The 17,968-nt window shown below is 69.3% G+C and carries 15 protein-coding genes and 3 pseudogenes; 11 read left to right on the top strand and 7 right to left on the bottom strand.

All coding sequences use genetic code 11. The annotated features are described in order from the left end of the window. Nucleotides 1-134: 134 nt before the first annotated feature. From proW to H0I39_RS11590, 5 genes and pseudogenes are all read left to right on the top strand, one after another. Nucleotides 135-1,367 (top strand): glycine betaine/L-proline ABC transporter permease ProW, encoded by a 1,233-nt coding sequence (gene proW / locus H0I39_RS11610; protein WP_180550584.1) that lies wholly within the window; start codon nt 135-137, stop codon nt 1,365-1,367. A gap of 173 nt (nt 1,368-1,540) precedes the next feature. Further along, a pseudogene (gene proX, locus H0I39_RS11605) lies at nt 1,541-2,586 on the top strand (glycine betaine/L-proline ABC transporter substrate-binding protein ProX). A 102-nt stretch (nt 2,587-2,688) separates the two neighbouring features. Continuing rightward, nucleotides 2,689-3,132 carry a glycerate kinase gene (locus tag H0I39_RS11600; RefSeq protein WP_180550583.1) on the top strand — a complete coding sequence of 148 codons (444 nt, stop codon included), beginning with the start codon at nt 2,689-2,691 and terminating at the stop codon, nt 3,130-3,132. 97 nt (nt 3,133-3,229) lie between these two features. Beyond that, nucleotides 3,230-4,146 (top strand): annotated as a pseudogene (locus H0I39_RS11595) (branched-chain amino acid transaminase). A gap of 11 nt (nt 4,147-4,157) precedes the next feature. Then, nucleotides 4,158-4,367: a zinc-finger domain-containing protein gene (locus H0I39_RS11590; protein ID WP_180550582.1), complete on the top strand. Its 210-nt coding sequence runs from the start codon at nt 4,158-4,160 to the stop codon at nt 4,365-4,367. A gap of 14 nt (nt 4,368-4,381) precedes the next feature. Here H0I39_RS11590 and H0I39_RS23735 read toward each other — a convergent pair whose 3' ends face one another. The 4 genes from H0I39_RS23735 to H0I39_RS11570 all read right to left on the bottom strand — a co-directional run bounded on the left by H0I39_RS23735 (nt 4,382) and on the right by H0I39_RS11570 (nt 9,517). Continuing rightward, a complete protein-coding gene (locus H0I39_RS23735) occupies nt 4,382-5,572 on the bottom strand; it encodes an O-antigen ligase family protein (RefSeq protein WP_180550581.1) in 1,191 nt (396 codons plus the stop codon). A gap of 199 nt (nt 5,573-5,771) precedes the next feature. Further along, nucleotides 5,772-7,112, bottom strand: coding sequence for a sensor histidine kinase (locus tag H0I39_RS11580; RefSeq protein ID WP_180550580.1), 1,341 nt, complete (start codon nt 7,110-7,112; stop codon nt 5,772-5,774). 179 nt (nt 7,113-7,291) lie between these two features. Continuing rightward, nucleotides 7,292-7,999 carry a response regulator gene (locus H0I39_RS11575; RefSeq protein WP_180550579.1) on the bottom strand — a complete coding sequence of 236 codons (708 nt, stop codon included), beginning with the start codon at nt 7,997-7,999 and terminating at the stop codon, nt 7,292-7,294. 165 nt (nt 8,000-8,164) lie between these two features. Further along, nucleotides 8,165-9,517 carry an AmpG family muropeptide MFS transporter gene (locus H0I39_RS11570; RefSeq protein WP_180550578.1) on the bottom strand — a complete coding sequence of 451 codons (1,353 nt, stop codon included), beginning with the start codon at nt 9,515-9,517 and terminating at the stop codon, nt 8,165-8,167. A 156-nt stretch (nt 9,518-9,673) separates the two neighbouring features. Here H0I39_RS11570 and H0I39_RS11565 point away from each other — a divergent pair. The 6 genes and pseudogenes from H0I39_RS11565 (at nt 9,674) to H0I39_RS11540 (ending at nt 15,104) form a co-directional block, all read left to right on the top strand. Further along, nucleotides 9,674-10,575: pseudogene (locus tag H0I39_RS11565) on the top strand (M48 family metallopeptidase). A gap of 126 nt (nt 10,576-10,701) precedes the next feature. Continuing rightward, complete coding sequence (locus H0I39_RS11560) at nt 10,702-11,067, top strand: hypothetical protein (protein ID WP_180550577.1); 366 nt, start codon at nt 10,702-10,704, stop codon at nt 11,065-11,067. Continuing rightward, nucleotides 10,977-12,524, top strand: a complete 1,548-nt coding sequence (locus H0I39_RS11555) for an adenylate/guanylate cyclase domain-containing protein (RefSeq protein WP_180550576.1) — start codon at nt 10,977-10,979, stop codon at nt 12,522-12,524. Before H0I39_RS11560 ends, H0I39_RS11555 begins: the two co-directional genes overlap by 91 nt. 146 nt (nt 12,525-12,670) lie before the next feature. Beyond that, nucleotides 12,671-13,699 (top strand): phosphatase PAP2 family protein, encoded by a 1,029-nt coding sequence (locus H0I39_RS11550; RefSeq protein ID WP_180550575.1) that lies wholly within the window; start codon nt 12,671-12,673, stop codon nt 13,697-13,699. After that, nucleotides 13,696-14,205 carry a hypothetical protein gene (locus H0I39_RS11545; RefSeq protein ID WP_180550574.1) on the top strand — a complete coding sequence of 170 codons (510 nt, stop codon included), beginning with the start codon at nt 13,696-13,698 and terminating at the stop codon, nt 14,203-14,205. Before H0I39_RS11550 ends, H0I39_RS11545 begins: the two co-directional genes overlap by 4 nt. After that, nucleotides 14,178-15,104, top strand: a complete 927-nt coding sequence (locus tag H0I39_RS11540) for a S8/S53 family peptidase (protein ID WP_180550573.1) — start codon at nt 14,178-14,180, stop codon at nt 15,102-15,104. The genes H0I39_RS11545 and H0I39_RS11540 overlap by 28 nt, the downstream gene beginning before the upstream one ends. 620 nt (nt 15,105-15,724) lie before the next feature. Here H0I39_RS11540 and H0I39_RS11535 read toward each other — a convergent pair. From H0I39_RS11535 to H0I39_RS11525, 3 genes are all read right to left on the bottom strand, one after another. Next, on the bottom strand, nt 15,725-16,396 hold the full coding sequence (locus H0I39_RS11535) for a Crp/Fnr family transcriptional regulator (protein WP_180550572.1): 672 nt from the start codon (nt 16,394-16,396) through the stop codon (nt 15,725-15,727). A gap of 6 nt (nt 16,397-16,402) precedes the next feature. After that, nucleotides 16,403-17,020 carry a helix-turn-helix transcriptional regulator gene (locus H0I39_RS11530; protein WP_180550571.1) on the bottom strand — a complete coding sequence of 206 codons (618 nt, stop codon included), beginning with the start codon at nt 17,018-17,020 and terminating at the stop codon, nt 16,403-16,405. A 241-nt stretch (nt 17,021-17,261) separates the two neighbouring features. Further along, nucleotides 17,262-17,909 carry an MBL fold metallo-hydrolase gene (locus tag H0I39_RS11525; RefSeq protein ID WP_308645839.1) on the bottom strand — a complete coding sequence of 216 codons (648 nt, stop codon included), beginning with the start codon at nt 17,907-17,909 and terminating at the stop codon, nt 17,262-17,264. Between the last annotated feature and the right edge of the window lie 59 nt (nt 17,910-17,968).

The raw sequence follows: 17,968 nt of genomic DNA, 5'->3' as shown, positions 1-17,968 counted from the left end.
ATGACCTCGGCCTGCGGCCATCGATGACGCGCCCTGCGGGCGCATGACCACACCGTCATGGCGCGAAGCGCCGTCATCGAAGGCGAAGCCGAAGTCATGGAGCACAGCGACGTCATTGACGCCAGAGAAACCTCATGAGCACTACAACGAACTTCATCGACCCCTACCAAGCCCCGCCCACCGACGCCAACCCCGAGTGGCTGGGCGGCCCCGCCGCCGTGACGCGCGATGTCACCGCCGCGCAGACACCCACCGAGTTTCAGGACCCCTACCAGGCCCCGCCCAGCGACGCCAACCCCGAATGGCTGGGTGGCCCCGAAGCGGTGACTCGCGACGTAACCGCGACGGGCGACGGCCTGCTCTCGGCCTCCGACGCCCTGCCCGGCGCGGCCGCCGACGCCGCCGAGGCCACCAGCGCCATCGCCCGCTGGTTCGACGGCGCGCTGCCGGTGCAGGCCTGGATCAACCAGGCGCTGGGCTGGTTCGTCGACCAGTTCCGCCCCGCCTTCCAAGTGATGCGCCAGCCGGTGGATGCGCTGCTGTCGGGCGTGGAGGCCGTGCTGCTGTACCCGCCCACGCTGGTGATGATCGGCATCCTGTCGCTGCTGGCCTGGCAGATCGCCGGCGGGCGGCTGGCCGTGGCCACGCTGGCCTCGCTGCTGGGGCTGGGCCTGCTGGGCATCTGGGGCGAATCGATGACCACGCTGTCGCTGGTGCTCACCGCGCTGTTCTTCTGCGTGCTGATCGGCCTGCCGCTGGGCATCTGGCTGGCGCGCAGCGACCGCGCCAACCAGCTGGTGCGCCCGCTGCTGGACGCCATGCAGACCACGCCGGCCTTCGTCTACCTGGTGCCGGTGGTGATGCTGTTCGGCATCGGCAACGTGCCGGGCGTCATCGTCACCATCATCTTCGCGCTGCCGCCGCTCGTGCGCCTCACCAACCTGGGCATCCGCCAGGTGCGGCCCGACCTGATCGAGGCCGCGCAGGCCTACGGCGCCTCGCCCTGGCAACTGCTGACGCGCGTGCAGCTGCCGCTGGCCATGCCGTCGATCATGGCCGGCATCAACCAGGCGCTGATGCTGAGCCTGTCGATGGTCGTCATCGCCTCGATGATCGCCGTCGGCGGCCTGGGCCTGATGGTGCTGCGCGGCATCGGCCGGCTCGACATGGGCCTGGCCACCGTGGGCGGCCTGGGCATCGTGATTCTGGCCATCGTGCTGGACCGCCTGACGCAGGCGCTGACCCGCACCGAACGCCACGGCGCCGCCTGGCACCAGCGCGGCCCCATCGGCCTGCTGCGCCGGCTGCTGGGTGGTGCGCGCCCACAGCCCGCCACCTCGCCCACACCGCAAACCGCCGCCGCCTGAAGCATGACGAATGACCGGCGCTGGCGCGCCATGACCTCGGCTTTGCCTTCGATGACGCGCCCTGCGGGCGCATGACTGAATTCATGGCGCCATGGGCGCCGTCATCGAAGGCCGCAGGCCGAGATCATGCGCCGCCAGGCGCGGTCATCAGCCATCACCCAAGGAACCACTCCATGACCCACACTGTTCTCAACCCCTCCCGCCCCGCGGCCATCCTGCGCCGCCTCGCTACCGCCGCGCTGTCCGCCTGCGCGCTGGCGCTGACCGCGCCCGCCCTGGCCGCCGACCCGCCACTGCCCGGCCAGGGCGTCACGGTGCAGCCCATCAAGAGCTCGATCGCCGAGGAAACCTTCCAGACCCTGCTGGTCATGAAGGCGCTGACGCAGCTGGGCTACGACGTCAAGCCGATCCGCGAGGTGGAATACGCCACCGGCCACCTGGCGCTGGCCAACGGCGACGCCACCTTCCTGGCCACGCACTGGGATCCGCTGCACGACAACTACTTCCACAACTCCGGCGGCGAGGCCAGGCTGTGGCGCGACAACACCTACTCCGGCGGCGCCATCCAGGGCTATCTGGTCGACAAGAAAACCGCCGACGCGCACGGCATCACCAACCTGAGCCAGCTGGCCGACCCGGCCATCGCCAGGCTGTTCGACGTCGACGGCGACGGCAAGGCCGACCTGACGGGCTGCACCCCGGCTGGGGCTGCGAGGCCCAGATCGAGGCGCAACTGACGGCCTACAAGCTGCGCGACACCGTGACCCACGTCAGCGGCAACTACTCGGCGCTGATCGCCGACGTCATTCAGCGCTTCAAGGCCGGGCAGCCGGTGTTCTATTTCACCTGGACGCCGTACTGGGTCAGCTCGGTCATGGTGCCGGGACAGGACGTGACCTGGCTGCAGGTGCCGTTCTCGGCCATGCCGGGCGCGCAGGCGGGGCAGGACACGGCGCTGCCCAACGGCCGCAACTACGGCTCGGTCATCAACAACCAGCGCATCGTGGCCAACCGCGCCTTCATCGACGCCAACCCTGCGGCCAAGAAGCTGTTCCAGGTGATGAAGCTGCCGGTGGGCGACATCACGGCGCAGAACAACGCCATGAACGACGGCCAGAACACCGAGCGCGACATCGAGCGCCACACCGACGGCTGGATCAAAGCGCACCAGACGCTGTTCGACAGCTGGCTGCAGCAGGCCCGCCAGGCGGCGCGCTGAATGCTATTTTAATAATAGCTTCCTGCGCTTTCTACAAGACGCCTGCAGGCCGATTTGGCTTGTGAACCAGGCCAGGTGGAGCGTTTGCGACAATCAGCCCCCATGACGTGGCAACGCATTCTCACCTTCATGGCCGCCATCGCACTGGGCGCGATGGCCTGGCGGGCCGGCGGCGGCGCAGGGCTGGCCCTGCTGTTCAGCGGCCTGCTGCTGTGGTTCCTGCTGTACTACACGCGCATCATGACCATCATGAAGCGCGCCGCCGACCGGCCCATCGGCTACGTCGGCAGCGCCGTGATGCTGAACGCCAAGCTCAAACCCCGCATGCCGCTGCTGAACGTGATCGCGCTCACGCGCTCGCTGGGCGAGCGCCTGTCGGCCGAGGGCGCCGAGCCCGAGGTGTACCGCTGGCGCGATCCCGGTGATTCGCACGTCACCACCGAGTTTGAGGGCGGCCGCCTGCTGCGTTGGCAGCTGCAGCGCCCGCCGGTGCCCAGCGAGCCCGACGCGGCCCCGCCCCTGCCCGCGCCCGGCGCCGAGTCTTAGAATTGATCTTTTGCGCCGAGCCGGCAGGCTGCACACGTCCGGCCCGGCGGTTCACCGCTGACATCAGGACCTTTCCCATGAGCACTGCCCCCTCTCCATGGCCGACCGCGACGGCAAGATCTGGCTCGACGGCCAGCTGGTCGACTGGCGCGACGCCAAGATCCACGTGCTGACGCACACGCTGCACTACGGCTGCGGCGCTTTCGAGGGGTACGCGCCTACAACACGGTGAACGGCACCGCCATCTTCCGCCTGGAGGAGCACACGCAGCGCCTGTTCAACAGCGCCAAGATCCTGCGCATGCCGATGCCGTTCTCGCAGGAGCAGGTGAACGAGGCGCAGAAGGAAGTGGTGCGCGCGAACACGCTGGAGAGCTGCTACATCCGCCCGCTGGTGTGGATCGGCTCCGAGAAGCTCGGCGTCAGCCCCAAGGGCAACACCATCCACGTGATGGTCGCCGCCTGGGCCTGGGGCGCCTACCTGGGCGAAGAGGGCCTCAAGAAAGGCATCCGCGTCAAGACCAGCAGCTACACCCGCCACCACGTCAACATCACCATGACGCAGGCCAAGGCGGTGAGCAACTACAGCAACTCGATCCTGGCCAACATGGAGGCACTGGACGACGGCTACGACGAGGCCCTGCTGCTCGACTCGGCCGGCTTCGTGAGCGAAGGCGCGGGCGAGAACGTGTTCCTCGTCAAGGACGGCGTAATCTACACGCCCGACCTGTCGGCCGGTGCGCTGAACGGCATCACCCGCAACACGGTGCTGCACATCGCCAAGGACCTGGGTGTCGAGGTGGTGCAGAAACGCATCACGCGCGACGAGTGCTACATCGCCGACGAGATGTTCTTCACCGGCACGGCGGCCGAGGTGACGCCCATCCGCGAACTCGACCGCGTGCAGATCGGCGCCGGCCAGCGCGGCCCGGTGACCGAGAAGGTGCAGAACGCGTTCTTCGACATCGTGAACGGCAAGAACGCGACATACGCGCACTGGCTGGCCAAGGTCTGAAGGAGCACGCCATGACTGCGCCCCAAGCCGTCGAGCTGCTGGCCAAGGACCTGACCCCGGCCGGCGAAACCTTCTGCCCCAACCCCAAGGCCGGCATGGCGCTGTGGAACACGCACCCGCGCGTGTTCCTCAACCTGTCGCACGGCGGCGAAGCCAAGTGCCCGTACTGCGGCACCGTCTACCGCCTCAAGGCGGGCGAGGCGGTGGCGCACGGCCACTGAGCTGACCGGACCTTTTAAGCTAACGCGGCGTCACGGCGCGGCGCGGCCAGCGCCTGCGTCCACCGCTCCGAAGGCTCGGTCGACAGCCGCTGCCACACCAGCACCACGAACCACAGCGCCAGGCCGATCGAGGCGTCGCGCAGCGCCGAATTGGTGGCCAGCGCTACCAGCAGGGTGAGCAGCGCCACCACGCCCAGCCGTCCACTCAGGTCATGCCGCTGCCAGGCGCGCGGCAGGCCGGCCGCCACCATCAGCAGCAGCAGCAGCGCGCCCGGCACGCCCGCCTGCGCACCCATCCACAGGAAGTCGTTGTGCGGCATGTTCGAGACCGCCAGCGTGGCGTCCACGCGCTGGCGCCACTGGTCGTTCCAGGCACCGATGCCCCAGCCCGTCAGCGGGCGCTCGTGGATCATGTCCAGCGTCTTCTCGTACAGCCGGTAGCGGATGCCCCAGCTGCTGCCGATGCCCACCGCCTCGCCCTGGTGGGCGCTGACGATCTCGTCGACCCCCAGCACCAGCCGATCCTTGACGCCGGGCGTCAGCAGCCCGATCGACAGCGTCAGCGCCACGGCCACGGCCAGCGCCAACAGCTGGCGCTGGCGTTGCGCGCGCAGTTGGTGCAGCACGCCGGCAGCCGCCGCCACCAGCACGATCAGCCAGGCGGTGCGTGAATACAGCGTGGTCAGCAGCACCCCCAGCGCGCCCAGCGACAGGGCGATCGCCGCCACCCGCGCACGGCCCGTCAGCCACGGCGCCACCAGCAGCCCGCTGACGGCGGCCAGCGCCATCAGCACGGCGTTGGCCAGCGACTTGTTGCCGCCGTAGCGCACGATGCTGTCCCAGACCAGGCTGGGCGGCAGGCCCACCAGCAGGTGCAGCCCCACCAGCAGCAGGCTGACGACCAGGCCCAGAACGAAGCCGCGCACCGCCCACACGGCTTCCTCAGCCGTGAGTGCCAGCACCAGCCACAGCATCAGCACGATGCGCAGCGCGTGCAGGGCGTTGGAGGCGGTTTCTGCGTAGCGCGGGCCCAGCAGCAGGATCAGCCCGCCCCAGCCCAGAAACAGCAGGCTGGGCCACCAGTTGGGCTGCTGGCGCAGCTGTTCGAAGCGCGCACGCAGATCGCCTTGCCACAGCATGGCCGCCACCAGGGCGACAAAGGCGGTGTAGTTCAGGCCCACGGGCCAGAAAGTGGCAAACCCCACAACAGGGCAGCCCAGCGAACCATGGGGAACTGCGGCATGGCGGGCAATTGTAGGTGGCGCGCCCGCGGGCCCAGGGCGGCGTGCGGGCCAAAAAACCGCCCGTGAGGGCGGTTTCCGGACCGGAGTCGTTTCTTGTTGTGTGTTTGGCGGCGCTTGCGCGCCGAGCCCATATGCAGCGTGACAGCTTCAAGATACAACTCTACACAGCACGCAACGCTGCGACACTCCCCTGTTCGCGGGAGTCCATGACACAAAACAAGAACAAAGTGTTCTTTCTTACGTTTTGTGACTGCTCAGGGGTGCTCTTGACCACGGGCAAGCGCAACGTGAAGCGCGCGCCGCCGCCCGGGCGGTTGTCGCAATGGGCGCTGCCGCCGTGCCGCACCGCGATGGAGCGCACCAGCGCCAGGCCCAGACCGACGCCGCCGTCGCGCTCGCTGGCGCCGGGCAGGCGGTAGAAGGGCTCGAAGATGCGCTCGCGCTGCGCCTCAGGCACGCCGGGGCCGCGGTCGTCCACGTGCAGCTCGGCGTGGCCATCGGCCAGCGACAACCCGGCGCTGACCTGGCCGGCGCTGCCGTGGCGGGCGGCGTTCTCCAGCAGGTTGCGCACGGCCCGGCGCAGCAGCTTGGCCACGCCGGGCACGATGATGTCGCCGCTGCCGTCGGGCACCTCCAGCGCGGCGCCCACGCGGGCGCTTTCCTCGGCCACCAGGCCGATCAGGTCGACCGGCTCGACGGTGCCCATGTCGGCTTCGCGCGCGTCCAGCCGGCTGGCCAGCAGGATTTCGTCCACCAGCTGGTCCAGCTCGGCGATGTTGCGCTGGATCTCGGCGCGCGCAGTGGGCGAGCCCTGCGCGCCCACCAGCTCGATCGCCATGCGGATGCGCGCCAGCGGCGAGCGCAGCTCGTGCGAGGCGTTGGCCAGCAGCGACTTCTGCGACTGCAGCAGTGCGGCCTGCGACGCCATCAGGCTTTGCACGCGCTCGGCGGCGGCGTTGAAGCGGCGCGACAGGTCGGCCACCTCGTCGTGCCCGCCTTCGGGCAGGCGCACCGACAGGTCGCCCTCGCCCCAGCGCTGCACGCCGCGCTGCAGGCCTTCCAGCCGCTGCGTCAGCCGGCGCGCGACGGGGAACACGCCGATCATCACGCCCAGCCCCGCCAGCCCCAGCGTCCACCAGAAGCCGTAGGGCGGGCGCAGCCAGGCCAGCGGATGATCGCTGCCGCGGCGCGGGCGGCCGCCGGCCGCGGTGCGGTTGCGCGGCGGCATCTGCAGGGTCAGCACCTCGCCGTCTTCGAGGGTGACGACGAACTCGAAGCCCTGCCCCGGCACGCGGCGCGGTTGCGCCTCGGCGCTGCCGATGACGTCGCCCGCGGCGTTGCGCACCACCACCTCGCGCGGCGTGGGCGGCTGGCGGTCGCGCTGCTCCTCGGCCTGGTGCCAGGCCCAGCCGACCAGCAGGCTGAGCAGCGCCACGCTGCCGGCCACGGCGAGCCAGATGCGCAGGTACAGCTTGCGGGCGATGGGGTTGGCGGGTTTCACGGCGGGGCTCTGTGCGGGCGCTCAGCCGCGCGGCGCCGGGCGGCGCGGGGTTGAGCGGCATCATCACATCAAAAACATAGCTGCTTGCGCTCGTCATTGCTTGATTTCAGGTTTTTCTCTTGGAATCCTTGTGTATCAAGCGCAATCCACTATCAATTCAATAACATCCGTCACCGTGCTCAATCCTGCTGCTTGGCGAAGACGTAGCCCACGCCGCGCACCGTCAGGATGCGCTTGGGGTTCTTCACGTCGGCCTCGATGGCGGCGCGGATGCGGCCCATGTGCACGTCGATCGAGCGGTCGAAGGCCTCCAGCTCGCGCCCGCGCACGGCCTCCATGATCTGGTCGCGCGTCAGCACGCGGCCGGCGCGCTCGGCCAGCGTCACCAGCAGGTCGAACTGGTAGCTTGTCAGCTCGGCCGGCTGGCCGCCCACGGTGACGACGCGCGCATCGCGGTCGATCTCCAGCGTGCCGAAGCGCAGCACCTGGGCCTCGGGCGCGGCGCCCGGCTGGTGGCGGCGCAGCACGGCACGGATGCGTGCCAGCAGCTCGCGCGGCTCGAACGGCTTGGGCAGGTAGTCGTCGGCGCCCAGCTCCAGGCCGACGATTCGGTCCATCGGGTCGCCCTTGGCGGTCAGCATCAGCACCGGCACGCGCGCCACCGGGCCGGGCAGCGCGCGAATGCGGCGGCACACCTCCAGGCCGTCGATGTCGGGCAGCATGAGGTCGAGGATCACCAGGTCGACCGCCTTGTCCTGCAGCGCCGCCAGGCCCGATTCGCCGTCGGCCATGTGCGTCACCGTGAAGCCGGATTGCGTCAGGTACTCGCCCACCATGGCGGCCAGGCGGGTGTCGTCTTCGATCATCAGCAGGTGGTGGGTGCTCATGGGCTCCTTTCAGCGGCCGGGCGCGCTGGCGCCGTCCAGCCGATCATGATGGGGCGCCGGTGCAGTGCGCGCTTGAACCGGGGGTAAAGATAGGTAAACCGCGCGCCGCTCGGCCCAGCAATCAACTATACAAAATATAGCTACCCGCGCCCGGCACACTTGCGCTCAGGCCGGTTTTGGCTTTGAACTTACCCGCTGCGCCCGCGCCGCCAGCGCCACCAGCACCAGCACCGGCAACCCCAGCAGCGCGGTGCTGGTGAAGAAGCCCGCGTAGCCGAAGGCGTTGACGTAGTCGCCCGAGAAGCCCGCCACGAACTTCGGCAGCATCAGCATCAGCGACGAGAACAGCGCGTACTGCGTGGCCGAGTAGCTGATGTTGGTCAGGCTGCTCAGATACCCCACGAACGCCGCCGAGGCAATGCCGCTGGCCAGGTTGTCGGCCGACACCACGGCAATCAGCGCCGACACGCTGTGACCATGGCCTGCCAGCCAGGCGAACAGCAGGTTGGTCAGCGCGCTCAGCACCGCGCCCAGCATCAGGATGCGCATCACGCCGAAGCGCAGCGACAGCGATCCGCCCACGAAGGCGCCCACCAGCGTCATGATGACGCCGTAGATCTTGGTCACCGCCGCCACCTCGTCCTTGGTGTAGCCCATGTCCACATAGAACGGGTTGGCCATGATGCCCATCACCACGTCGCTGATGCGGTACACCGCGATCAGCGCCAGGATCAGCGCCGCCTGCCACTTGTAGCGGCGGAAAAAGTCGGCAAACGGCGCCACCAGCGCGCTCTGCACCCACTCCTGCGCGCTGCGCGCCGCCGGCAGCGGCAACGGCGCCGGCTCGGGCGAGACCAGCACCGTCAGCACGCCCAGCGCCATGCTGGCAGCCATCACGAAGTACGCCACCTGCCAGGCGTGGTTGTCGTAACCCGCCGCGCCGCCCTGTGCCCGCGCGGCCAGCCACAGCACGCCGGCGCCGGCCCAGATCATGGCCAGGCGGTAACCCGTCTGGTAGGTGGCCGCCAGCGCGGGCTGCTGCTCGGTCGGGGCCGATTCGATGCGGTAGGCGTCCAGCGCGATGTCCTGCGTGGCCGAGGCAAAGGCTACCGCCAGCGCGCACCACACCACGGCCGTGAGCGACACGCGCGGATCGGCCAGCGCCATGCCCACCAGCCCCGCCGCCACGCCCAGCTGCGCCAGCAGCAGCCAGCTGCGCCGCCGGCCCAGCAGGCGCGTCAGCCCCGGCAGCGGCACACGGTCCACCAGCGGCGCCCAGGCCCACTTGAAGCCGTAGGCCAGCCCCACCCAGCTGAGGTAGCCGATGGTGCTGCGGTCGATGCCCGCCTCGCGCAGGCGGAACGACAGCGTGCCCAGCACCAGCAGCAGCGGCAGCCCGGCCGAAAAGCCCAGCGCCAGCATGCGCAGGCTGGCCGGCTGCAGGTAGACCTTGACCGTGTCGATCCACGACGGCTTGGGCGCCGCCGCGGTGGTGGCGGGATTGGCGCTGTCAGACAAGGCCTGCACCCGTTTGCGCCGCGCGCGCCATCCGGCCGGTGCCCGGCTGCGTTATCTTGACCATCCTCATCGGCCTCATTATTCACCCGCCATGTGCTGGATCTGCAACGCCAAGACTTCGCTCTCGCCCGCCCCCGCCAGCCCGCGGGCCGTTCGATGTGGTCGCCGCGCCGCGCCTTCCTGCTGGCCGCCGGCAGCGCTGCGGCGGCGCCGGTGCTGGGGCAGGTGGACGTGGGGCGCTCGTCGTCGCTGCGCACCCTGGTGCCGGCCGAGGCCTTGGAACAGGCCTCGCAAAGGAATACAGCGAGCTGATGGCCCAGGCCCGCGCCCAGCGCGCGCTGGGCCCCGACAACCACCCCCAGGTGCGCCGCCTGCGCAGCATTGCCAGCCGGCTGATCCCGCACACCGCGCAGTGGAACGACCGCGCCCGCGGCTGGCGCTGGGAGGTGAACCTCATCGGCAGCCAGCAGATCAACGCCTACTGCATGCCCGGCGGCAAGATCGCCTTCTTCAGCGGCATCCTCGACCAGCTGAAGCTGAGCGACCATGAAGTCGCCATGATCATGGGCCACGAAATGGCCCACGCGCTGCGCGAGCACGCGCGCGAACGCATCGCCAAGACACAGGCCACCGGGCTGGGGCTGTCGGTGGCGGCCTCATTGTTCGGGCTGGGGCAGCTGGGCGAGCTGGGCGCCAACATCGGCACCCAGCTGCTGAGCCTTAAATACAGCCGCGACGACGAGACCGAGGCCGACCTGGTGGGCCTGGAGGTGGCCGCGCGCGGCGCCTACGACCCCGATGCCAGCGTCAGCCTGTGGAACAAGATGATGGCCGCCAGCAAGCGCCAGGGCGGCACCAGCTTCCTCAGCAGCCACCCCAGCGGACCCGACCGCATCCGCCAGCTGCAGGCCAACATCCCGCGTGTGGAAGGGTTGTACCGGCAGGCGCAGCGTACGCAACCCGCCGCCAGCCCCGCGCTGGCGCGCCAACCTGTCGGCACGCCCACGGGCACGCCGCGCTACGACACACCCATCGGCCGCGCCATCGACGCGCGCTGAACCGGCCCCGACCATTCCTGGCGGCCCACGGGCCGCTTTCTTTGGCCAGGACGCCATCCGCGTTAGTAGCGACTGAAAGGCGCAGCCGGCACAATGGGTTCTTCACCCCTTTCACCCCTACAGGGTATGACGCCGCCGCCCCCGCCCTCCGACACTGTCCATCTCAACGCTTTGACCGACGAGGCGCTGGCATGGGGCTTGCCCCGTCGGCAGAAGGTGGTGCTGGTGATGGACCTGGTGGAATCCGTGCGCCTGATGGCGGCCAACGAGGCCGCCGTCGTGCAGCGCTGGCACGCCTTCGTGCAGCATGCGCGTGCCCAGGTGCTCCCCGCGCGCCATGGCCGCCACGTCAAGAGCTGGGCGACGGCCTGCTGGCCGAGTTCGATTCGGCGCCCGAGGCGGTGCAGGCCGCGCACGAGTTGCACCATTACTTCGACGACAGTAACCGCAGCCTGCCGCCCGATCAGCAGTTCCACCTGCGCGCCGGCCTGAACGCGGCGCAGATCTACGTCGACGCCATCGACATCTACGGCTCTGGCGTCAACCTGGCGGCCCGCGTCGCCAGCCTGGCCGGGCCGGGCGAGACCACCGTGACGGCCGAAGTGCACGATCTGCTGACCGCTGGGCTGGACGCCGATCTGGAAGACTTGGGTGAGTGCTACCTCAAGCACATCGCCCAGCCAGTGCGCGTGTGGCGGGTTGGGCCCGTCGGGCCCGCGCCCGTGATTCAGCAAGGTGATGCCACGCCGCAGGATTTGCGGCCGACCATCGCCGTCATCCCCTTCGCCGCACAGGGCGGCGAGGCAGGCCACGAAATGCTGGGCGAGGCGCTCGCCGACGAGGTGATCGCGGCGCTGTCGCGTACGTCCGAACTGCACGTGATCTCGCGTCTGTCAACCACTGTGTTTGGCCAGCGCACCCAGCCCATCGCCGACATCCGGCACCACTTGGGCGCCAACTACGTCCTGTCGGGCACCTGCCGGTCCAGCCAGACGCAAGTGGCTTTGTTTGTCGAACTCACCGACACGCGCAGCGGCTTGGTGGTCTGGGCCGAGCAATTGCGCGGACAGGTGCAAGGCATCTTTCTGGACGACGACGACTTGATCGCTCGGCTGGTCGCCGGGATTACCTCGTCCGTCATGTCGTCCGAGCTGGAGCGTGGCCGCACGCAGGCCTTGCCCACACTGGAAAGCCACACCCTGCTGCTGAGTGCGGTGTCGCTGATGCACCGGCTGTCGCGTGCGGACTTCGAGCGCGCCAAGGCCATGCTCGACCATCTGGCCGAACGCATGCCGCGTCACCCGCTGCCGCATGCGTCGCTGGCGCAGTGGCACGTGCTGAAGGTGCAGCAAGGCTGGGCCACGGACCGCCAATTGCAGGCACGTCTGGCGCTGGACAGCACCCGACGCGCCCTGGACATCCGACCCGACTGCGCGGCCGCCATGACAGCTGAGGGATTCGTTCACGTCAACCTGCTGCGTGATCCGGACGCCGGCATGCAAAGCTATGAACAGGCCTTACAGATCAATCCCAACGATTCGGTGGCGTGGCTGCTCAAGGGCACGCTGCACGCGTTCCGCGACGAAGGTGCTGCGGCGGTGGCCGACACGGGCCGCGCACTCAATCTGTCGCCGCTGGACCCGCTGAAGTATTTCTACGACTCACTGGCGGCCACTGCGGCCCTGGCCGCGCAGGACTACAAGCTTGCCCACACCTTGGCACTGCGCTCGTTGCGCGCCAATCGCACGCACACATCGACGCTGCGGGCATTGATCGTGGCTCAAACCATGTTGGGCGACACCGTGGCCGCCCGTGAGACGGTGGCGCAACTGCACCAGCTGGAACCGGACTTCAGCGTGAGCAGTTTCCTGGCCAAGTCTGCGAGCAACATGTCCGAACTCGGACAGCGCTGTGCACAGGCTTTTCGACTGGTCGGCGTGTCGGAGTGATCAACGCAATGGAGGCAGCACCATGAGTCAGATGGGCGGGATCGGGGAATTGGCGGAATCGGTGGTATCGGAGGGATCGGTGGCATCGGGGGATTGGGGGTATCGGAGGCATTGGCGGAATCGGAGGGATCGGTGGCATCGCCAGCGTGTCCGCGCTGGTGGACCCTGCCAACCCGTTGCTTTCCACGGCCAAGAATCTCAGCCGAGCGGCCTTGGCGGGGCCGTTTCAGCCGCCACCGAACCCGCCGATGCTGCCCGCACTGGATCAACCCGATGCCCTAACGCGCTGGGATCCTGCGCCGCGGCTGCAGGCCTGCGTGCTCGACCTGCTGTCCGGCATGGATGTCGCCAAGGATGCCTCGAATGCCGAGCGCATGCACGTGGCCTTCGTCGACCTTGCCACCACCGCGCGGGTCGAGTTGGTGTCGCTGACGCGGCCGACGCCGGCGATCTTCCAGCAGCAGACCAGTCTGGTCGCCAATTACGCCGAACTGCGCGGAGACCGGCAGGCCGAAGTCCTGACCCAGATGCCCAACCAGAACGAGTTCTGGGGCGGCGTCATCGGCCTCAGCGGCGAGCGTCACAAGTGGACGCTGCAACTGGCGGCCCTGCTCATGACCCTCGTCAACGCGGTGGAGATGCGGCTCAAGCATGCGTTCGCCTGCCCACGCCCCGTCGAGCAGTCACCGCAGGTGCAACCACTGATCCCGACGCCCGGACACGCCAGCTGGCCCAGCGGGCATGCGACCGAGATTTACGCCACGGTCGAACTGCTCAAGATGCTGCTGCCCGCACGGCTGATGACACCGCTGATGCAGGCGCAACTCGACCGCCTGGCGGCGCGCGTGGCGGTCAACCGCACGGTGGCCGGCGTGCATTACCCGGTGGACAGCGCTGCCGGCCGGCTGCTTGGCACGGCACTGGGTCGGTTCTTCGCCGCGCGCTGCGGCAGCGCCGTGACGCCCACTGCAACCGACGCCCAGGCCACGGTGGACCATTGGGGTTTCGACGGTCCGGCCTTCGTCGGGCCGGGCGGCGCGATGCTCGACTTCGACCCGCGCGTGTCCCTGGTCAACGGGGCGCCCTATTACCGCCACACCGCGAGTGCCACCGCCATTGCTTTCTCGCCCATGCTGCACCTGGTCTGGAGCAAGACGCTGGAAGAGTGGGCATGAACTGGACGCCGCTGCCCAGGGGCACGTTCACCGGCATCGACTGGGCACGGGACGGCGCCATCGACGGGGCCGACCCCTACCTGGCCTGGGCCGAAGCGACAGGCTTCGAGAGCTACGGGCGCCGTGTGGACGAGCGTGGCCCCATCCAGCACCTTTGGTTGCCCGTGGCGCTGGAGTTGGAAGAAGGCCGTGGTGTGGCGGACCTGCTGGCGGTGCCGGGCGCTGCCGCCTGGCTGCGCATACCGCGCGTCTACCATGGCGGGCCGTTCTCGGCCGGTACGGCGGTGCCGGCTTCGGTGCGCTTCTGCAGCGCACGCGTGCGGCGCGAGTTCTTCCGGCAATTGGGCCCGCGCGGGCGCCTGCATGGTCTGGTTCGGCGTGTCGAGCTGGGCTTGCCGGTGCGTGATGCGGTCAACTACGAAACCATGGCCGTCCTCGCACCTGGCCGTCGACTTGGCGCTGGCGAGGCGCCGCCCCGGTGGCAGCCAACCGGGTATTCGGCCTGATTGACGACGGCCTGGCGCTCGCGCATGCGCATTTTCTCGATGCGGCAGAGTGCAGCCGCGTGGCCTATTTCTGGCGCCAGGATGGCTTGGGCCGGGGCGTACGGCCCAAGGCGCTCGGCTACGGGCGCGAGCTCGGCGCGGCGCAGATCGACAACGCCATGAATGCCGTGCGCGATGCCAGCGGTGCGGTGGATGAGGATGCCGTCTACACGGCACTGGGCCTGTCCAGGCTGGGCAAGCCGTGGCCGGCGGGGCGCGTGCCGTATCACGCCCTCGACACGGCAATCAGCCACGGCACACATGTCATGGACCTGGCGGCCGGCCCCTGGGACGTGCTCGCCCGCCTGTCCAACCCACCGTCCGACCTTGACGCGCCGCCCAACTGGCACCGCCTGCAGGACCCGGCCAGCCAGGCACCCATCGTCGCGGTGCAGCTCGACTACCGCACCGTGCAGGACACGTCGGGCGGGTCGATGAACGTGCACGTGCTGGACGCGCTGATGTACATCCTGGCGCGCTGTCAGCCAAGCGCCGAGGTCGTGGTCAACATCAGCTTTGGCGCGCTGGCGGGACCACACGATGGCAGTTCGCTGCTGGAAGCGGCCATGGACGACCTGGTGCAGCGCTGCGCCGGCCGGCTGCAGATCGTGCTGGCTGCCGGCAACAGCTACCAGTCGCGCACGCACGCCAACCTGACATTGCAGGCGGGGAAAGCCACAGCCTGCGCTGGCTGGTGCCACCGGATGACACGACACCAAGCTTTCTTGAGCTCTGGCTTCCCGAGGGCGCCTCTGCGGTGCAGCTTCAACTCACGCCACCCGGCCACCCTCCACTGCCGCCATTCGTGCCAGGCCAATCTGGCGCGTGGCTGCAGGACAAGCTGCTGCGCTGCGCCATGATCTATCCGCGCCGCTCTGCCAGCGGCGCCAACGGCACCTGCGCGCTGCTGGCACTGCAGCCCACCACCGCTTTCGAGCCCGCCGTCGCGACGGCGCCCAGCGGGGTGTGGGAGATCACCCTCACGCAGCAGGGTGGCGGTGCGGTCACGATCGACGCCTATGTGGAGCGCGACGACATCACCATCGGCACGCGCACTGGTGCGCGCCAGTCACGCTTCGAGGACGAGAGTTACGACACCAGCGGCAACCCGTGGGCGTTCGTCGACGATCCGGCCAACCCAAGTCCGATCCGGCGCAGTGGCAATTTCAGCGACATCGCCACCGGCGGCCGCACCGTGTCTGTTGGCGGCATACGTGCGCGCGACGGCAGTTGGGCGCGCTACAGCCCGCGCTGGCCCGACCCGGACGCCGCGCGCGCGCGCGGCCCGGCGTCAGCAGCATTCCAGATGAGCAGGCGTACAGTGACGAATGCGCCGCGGTGGAAGGCTGGAGCGCTGCCGGCACGCGCAGCGCCAGCACCGTGCGGCTGCGCGGCACCAGCGCCGCCGCGCCGCAGGTCGCGCGGCGCTTGTTCAATCGGCTGTCAGCCCACGCCGCAGCCCCGGCCGCCCCACCACCGGCTACCACCGCGCCGGCAGCGCCTTCAGCAGCACCAGCCGCCGCTCGCGCAGCGCCACGTAGCCGCCGATCTCCAGGTCCTTCAGCAGGCGGCTGACCATCTCGCGCGAGCAGGCCAGGTGGCTGGCGATCTGCTGGTGCGTCAAACGCTCGCGCAGCAGGCGGTGGCCCTCTGCGTCGGGCGGCTCGGCCAGGCGGTGCAGCAGGCTGGTGAGGCGGCCGTACACGTCGATCAGCGCCACGCTGCGCGCGTTCTCGGTGGCCAGGCGGGCGCGGCGGATCAGGCGCGACATCAACTCCAGCGCGAAGTCGGGGTGGTCGGCGATGTAGGCCAGCAGGTCGTCGCGCGTGATGACGGCGCACACGGTGGCCTCGGCCGCCTCGACGCTGGCCGAGCGCGGGCCGCCGTCGAGCGACATTTCGCCCACGTATTCGCCGGGGCCGTACAGGCCCAGGGTCAGTTCCTTGCCGCTGGCGTCGGCCACGAAGGCGCGCAGGCGGCCCGAGCGCACGATGTACAGCGTGTCGCCACGGTCGCCTTCCTGGATGATGAGCGTGCCGCGCCGGTAATGGCGTTCGGCGCCCCGATGCGCCAGCGCCTCGACGTGGGCCGAGGCGCTGTCTGCCGCTGGCAGGCTGTGGGGGTGAGCGAAGACCGTCAGGCGCGGGGGCATGCCCCATCATACGAACTGGAACCCCGCGGCGGCTGACCGCCGCGGCGCGCACCCTTCGCTGCGCAGCGCGGGCACCACGGGCGGCAAGGCCAGCACGCGCTGCACCAGCTGGCGGATGCCGTTGGCGCCGGTCTTGTCGCGCAGCGAACGCACCTGCGTGCGCACGGTGGATTCGGCCACGCCGTGCTGCACGGCAATCTCGTCCACGTCGCGGCCATCGCACAGCGCGCGCAGCACCGATTCCTCGGTGGGTGTCAGGCTGTGCTCGCGGGCGAACATCTGCAGCGCCAGGTTGTCGCCCACGCGCTGGCGCGCCATGACCAGCAGCACGCTGCCGCAGGATTCTTCCACCGCGTGCGACAGCGGGATCACGGCCACGGGCAGCGTGTGCTCGCCGTGCGTGAGGTACAGCAGGCGCCGGCGCCCCTGCAGCGCACCGTGCACGGCCGACATCAGTTGCTGGCCGAGGGTGGCGGTGCGGCCGGTGATGGTCTCGCCGATGGCGCCGTCGAGCAGCCGGCCGCGCGCCAGCTCATGCCGCGCCAGGTGGTTGGCGTGCTGGATCTTGCCTTGCTCATCGACCAGCACCAGCCCGTAGTCGATCTCGTCCAGCAGCCGCAGCAAGAAGCCGGGCGGCAGGTCGTCGGCCTTTTCGGTCGTGACGGGTTGGTGGGTCTCCTCCTGATGGTGGCGACAGCTTCCATGTGTTCCTCCATGTCGTTGCTTTGCGTGAGGGCCAGTCTAGGAACGCGCTGCCGCCAGGGCCAGTAACTGGCTAACACCTGGTTTGTGATCTATTCACCTTTTGCTTGCCGCGCCGGGGATCGTGCGATACGCCCTTGCCTTGCAGCGTCGGCGCGACACGTCAGCCGCCGCGCACGAACGGGTTGTGCCGGCGCTCTTCGCCGAAGGTGCTTTCAGGGCCATGGCCGGGGATGAACACCGTGTCGTCGCCCATGGGCCACAGGCGTTCGCGGATGCTGGCGATGAGCTGCGCGTGGTTGCCGCCCGGAAAGTCGGTGCGGCCGATGCTGCCGGCGAACAGCACGTCGCCCACGAAGGCGCGCTGCGCCTCGGGCGAATGAAACACCACGTGGCCCGGCGTGTGACCGGGGCAGTGGCGCACGGCCAGCACGCAATCGCCCACCTGCACCGTGTCGCCATCCTGCAGCCAGCGCGTGGGCGTGAAGCCGGCCACCTGCGGAAAGCCGAACATGCGGCCCTGTTCGGCGATGCCGTCGATCCAGAACTGGTCGCCCGGGTGCGGGCCGATGATGGGCAGGCTCAGCCGCGCGCTCAGCTCGGCCGTGCCACCGGCGTGGTCGATGTGGGCGTGGGTGAGCCAGATCTGCTTCAGGTCGACGCCCAGCTGTTGCACCGCCGCCTCGATGCGCGGCAAGTCGCCACCGGGGTCGATGACGGCGGCCTGCTTCGTGGCATCGCACCAGACGATGGAGCAGTTCTGCGCGAACGGGGTGACGGGGATGGTGTGGTAGCGGAAGGTAGTGGTCACGAGGTCGAAAACGGAAGCTGACAATCTGCGCCTATTGTGCGCAAGCTGCAGGCGCCCTG

Source organism: Ottowia beijingensis (genome assembly GCF_013423955.1).
GTDB classification, from domain to species: domain Bacteria; phylum Pseudomonadota; class Gammaproteobacteria; order Burkholderiales; family Burkholderiaceae_C; genus Ottowia; species Ottowia beijingensis.
Note: the sequence above shows the minus strand (reverse complement) of the source record. Positions and strands in the feature narration are given on the sequence as shown.

Bases quoted from the DNA above. Each gene is read 5' to 3' on its own strand.
- proW (WP_180550584.1), top strand. From the start codon at position 135: ATGAGCACTACAACGAACTTCATCGACCCCTACCAAGCCCCGCCCACC.
- H0I39_RS11600 (WP_180550583.1), top strand. From the start codon at position 2,689: ATGACGTGGCAACGCATTCTCACCTTCATGGCCGCCATCGCACTGGGC.
- H0I39_RS11590 (WP_180550582.1), top strand. From the start codon at position 4,158: ATGACTGCGCCCCAAGCCGTCGAGCTGCTGGCCAAGGACCTGACCCCG.
- H0I39_RS11575 (WP_180550579.1), bottom strand. From the start codon at position 7,999: ATGAGCACCCACCACCTGCTGATGATCGAAGACGACACCCGCCTGGCC.
- H0I39_RS11560 (WP_180550577.1), top strand. From the start codon at position 10,702: ATGACGCCGCCGCCCCCGCCCTCCGACACTGTCCATCTCAACGCTTTG.
- H0I39_RS11545 (WP_180550574.1), top strand. From the start codon at position 13,696: ATGAACTGGACGCCGCTGCCCAGGGGCACGTTCACCGGCATCGACTGG.
- H0I39_RS11535 (WP_180550572.1), bottom strand. From the start codon at position 16,396: ATGCCCCCGCGCCTGACGGTCTTCGCTCACCCCCACAGCCTGCCAGCG.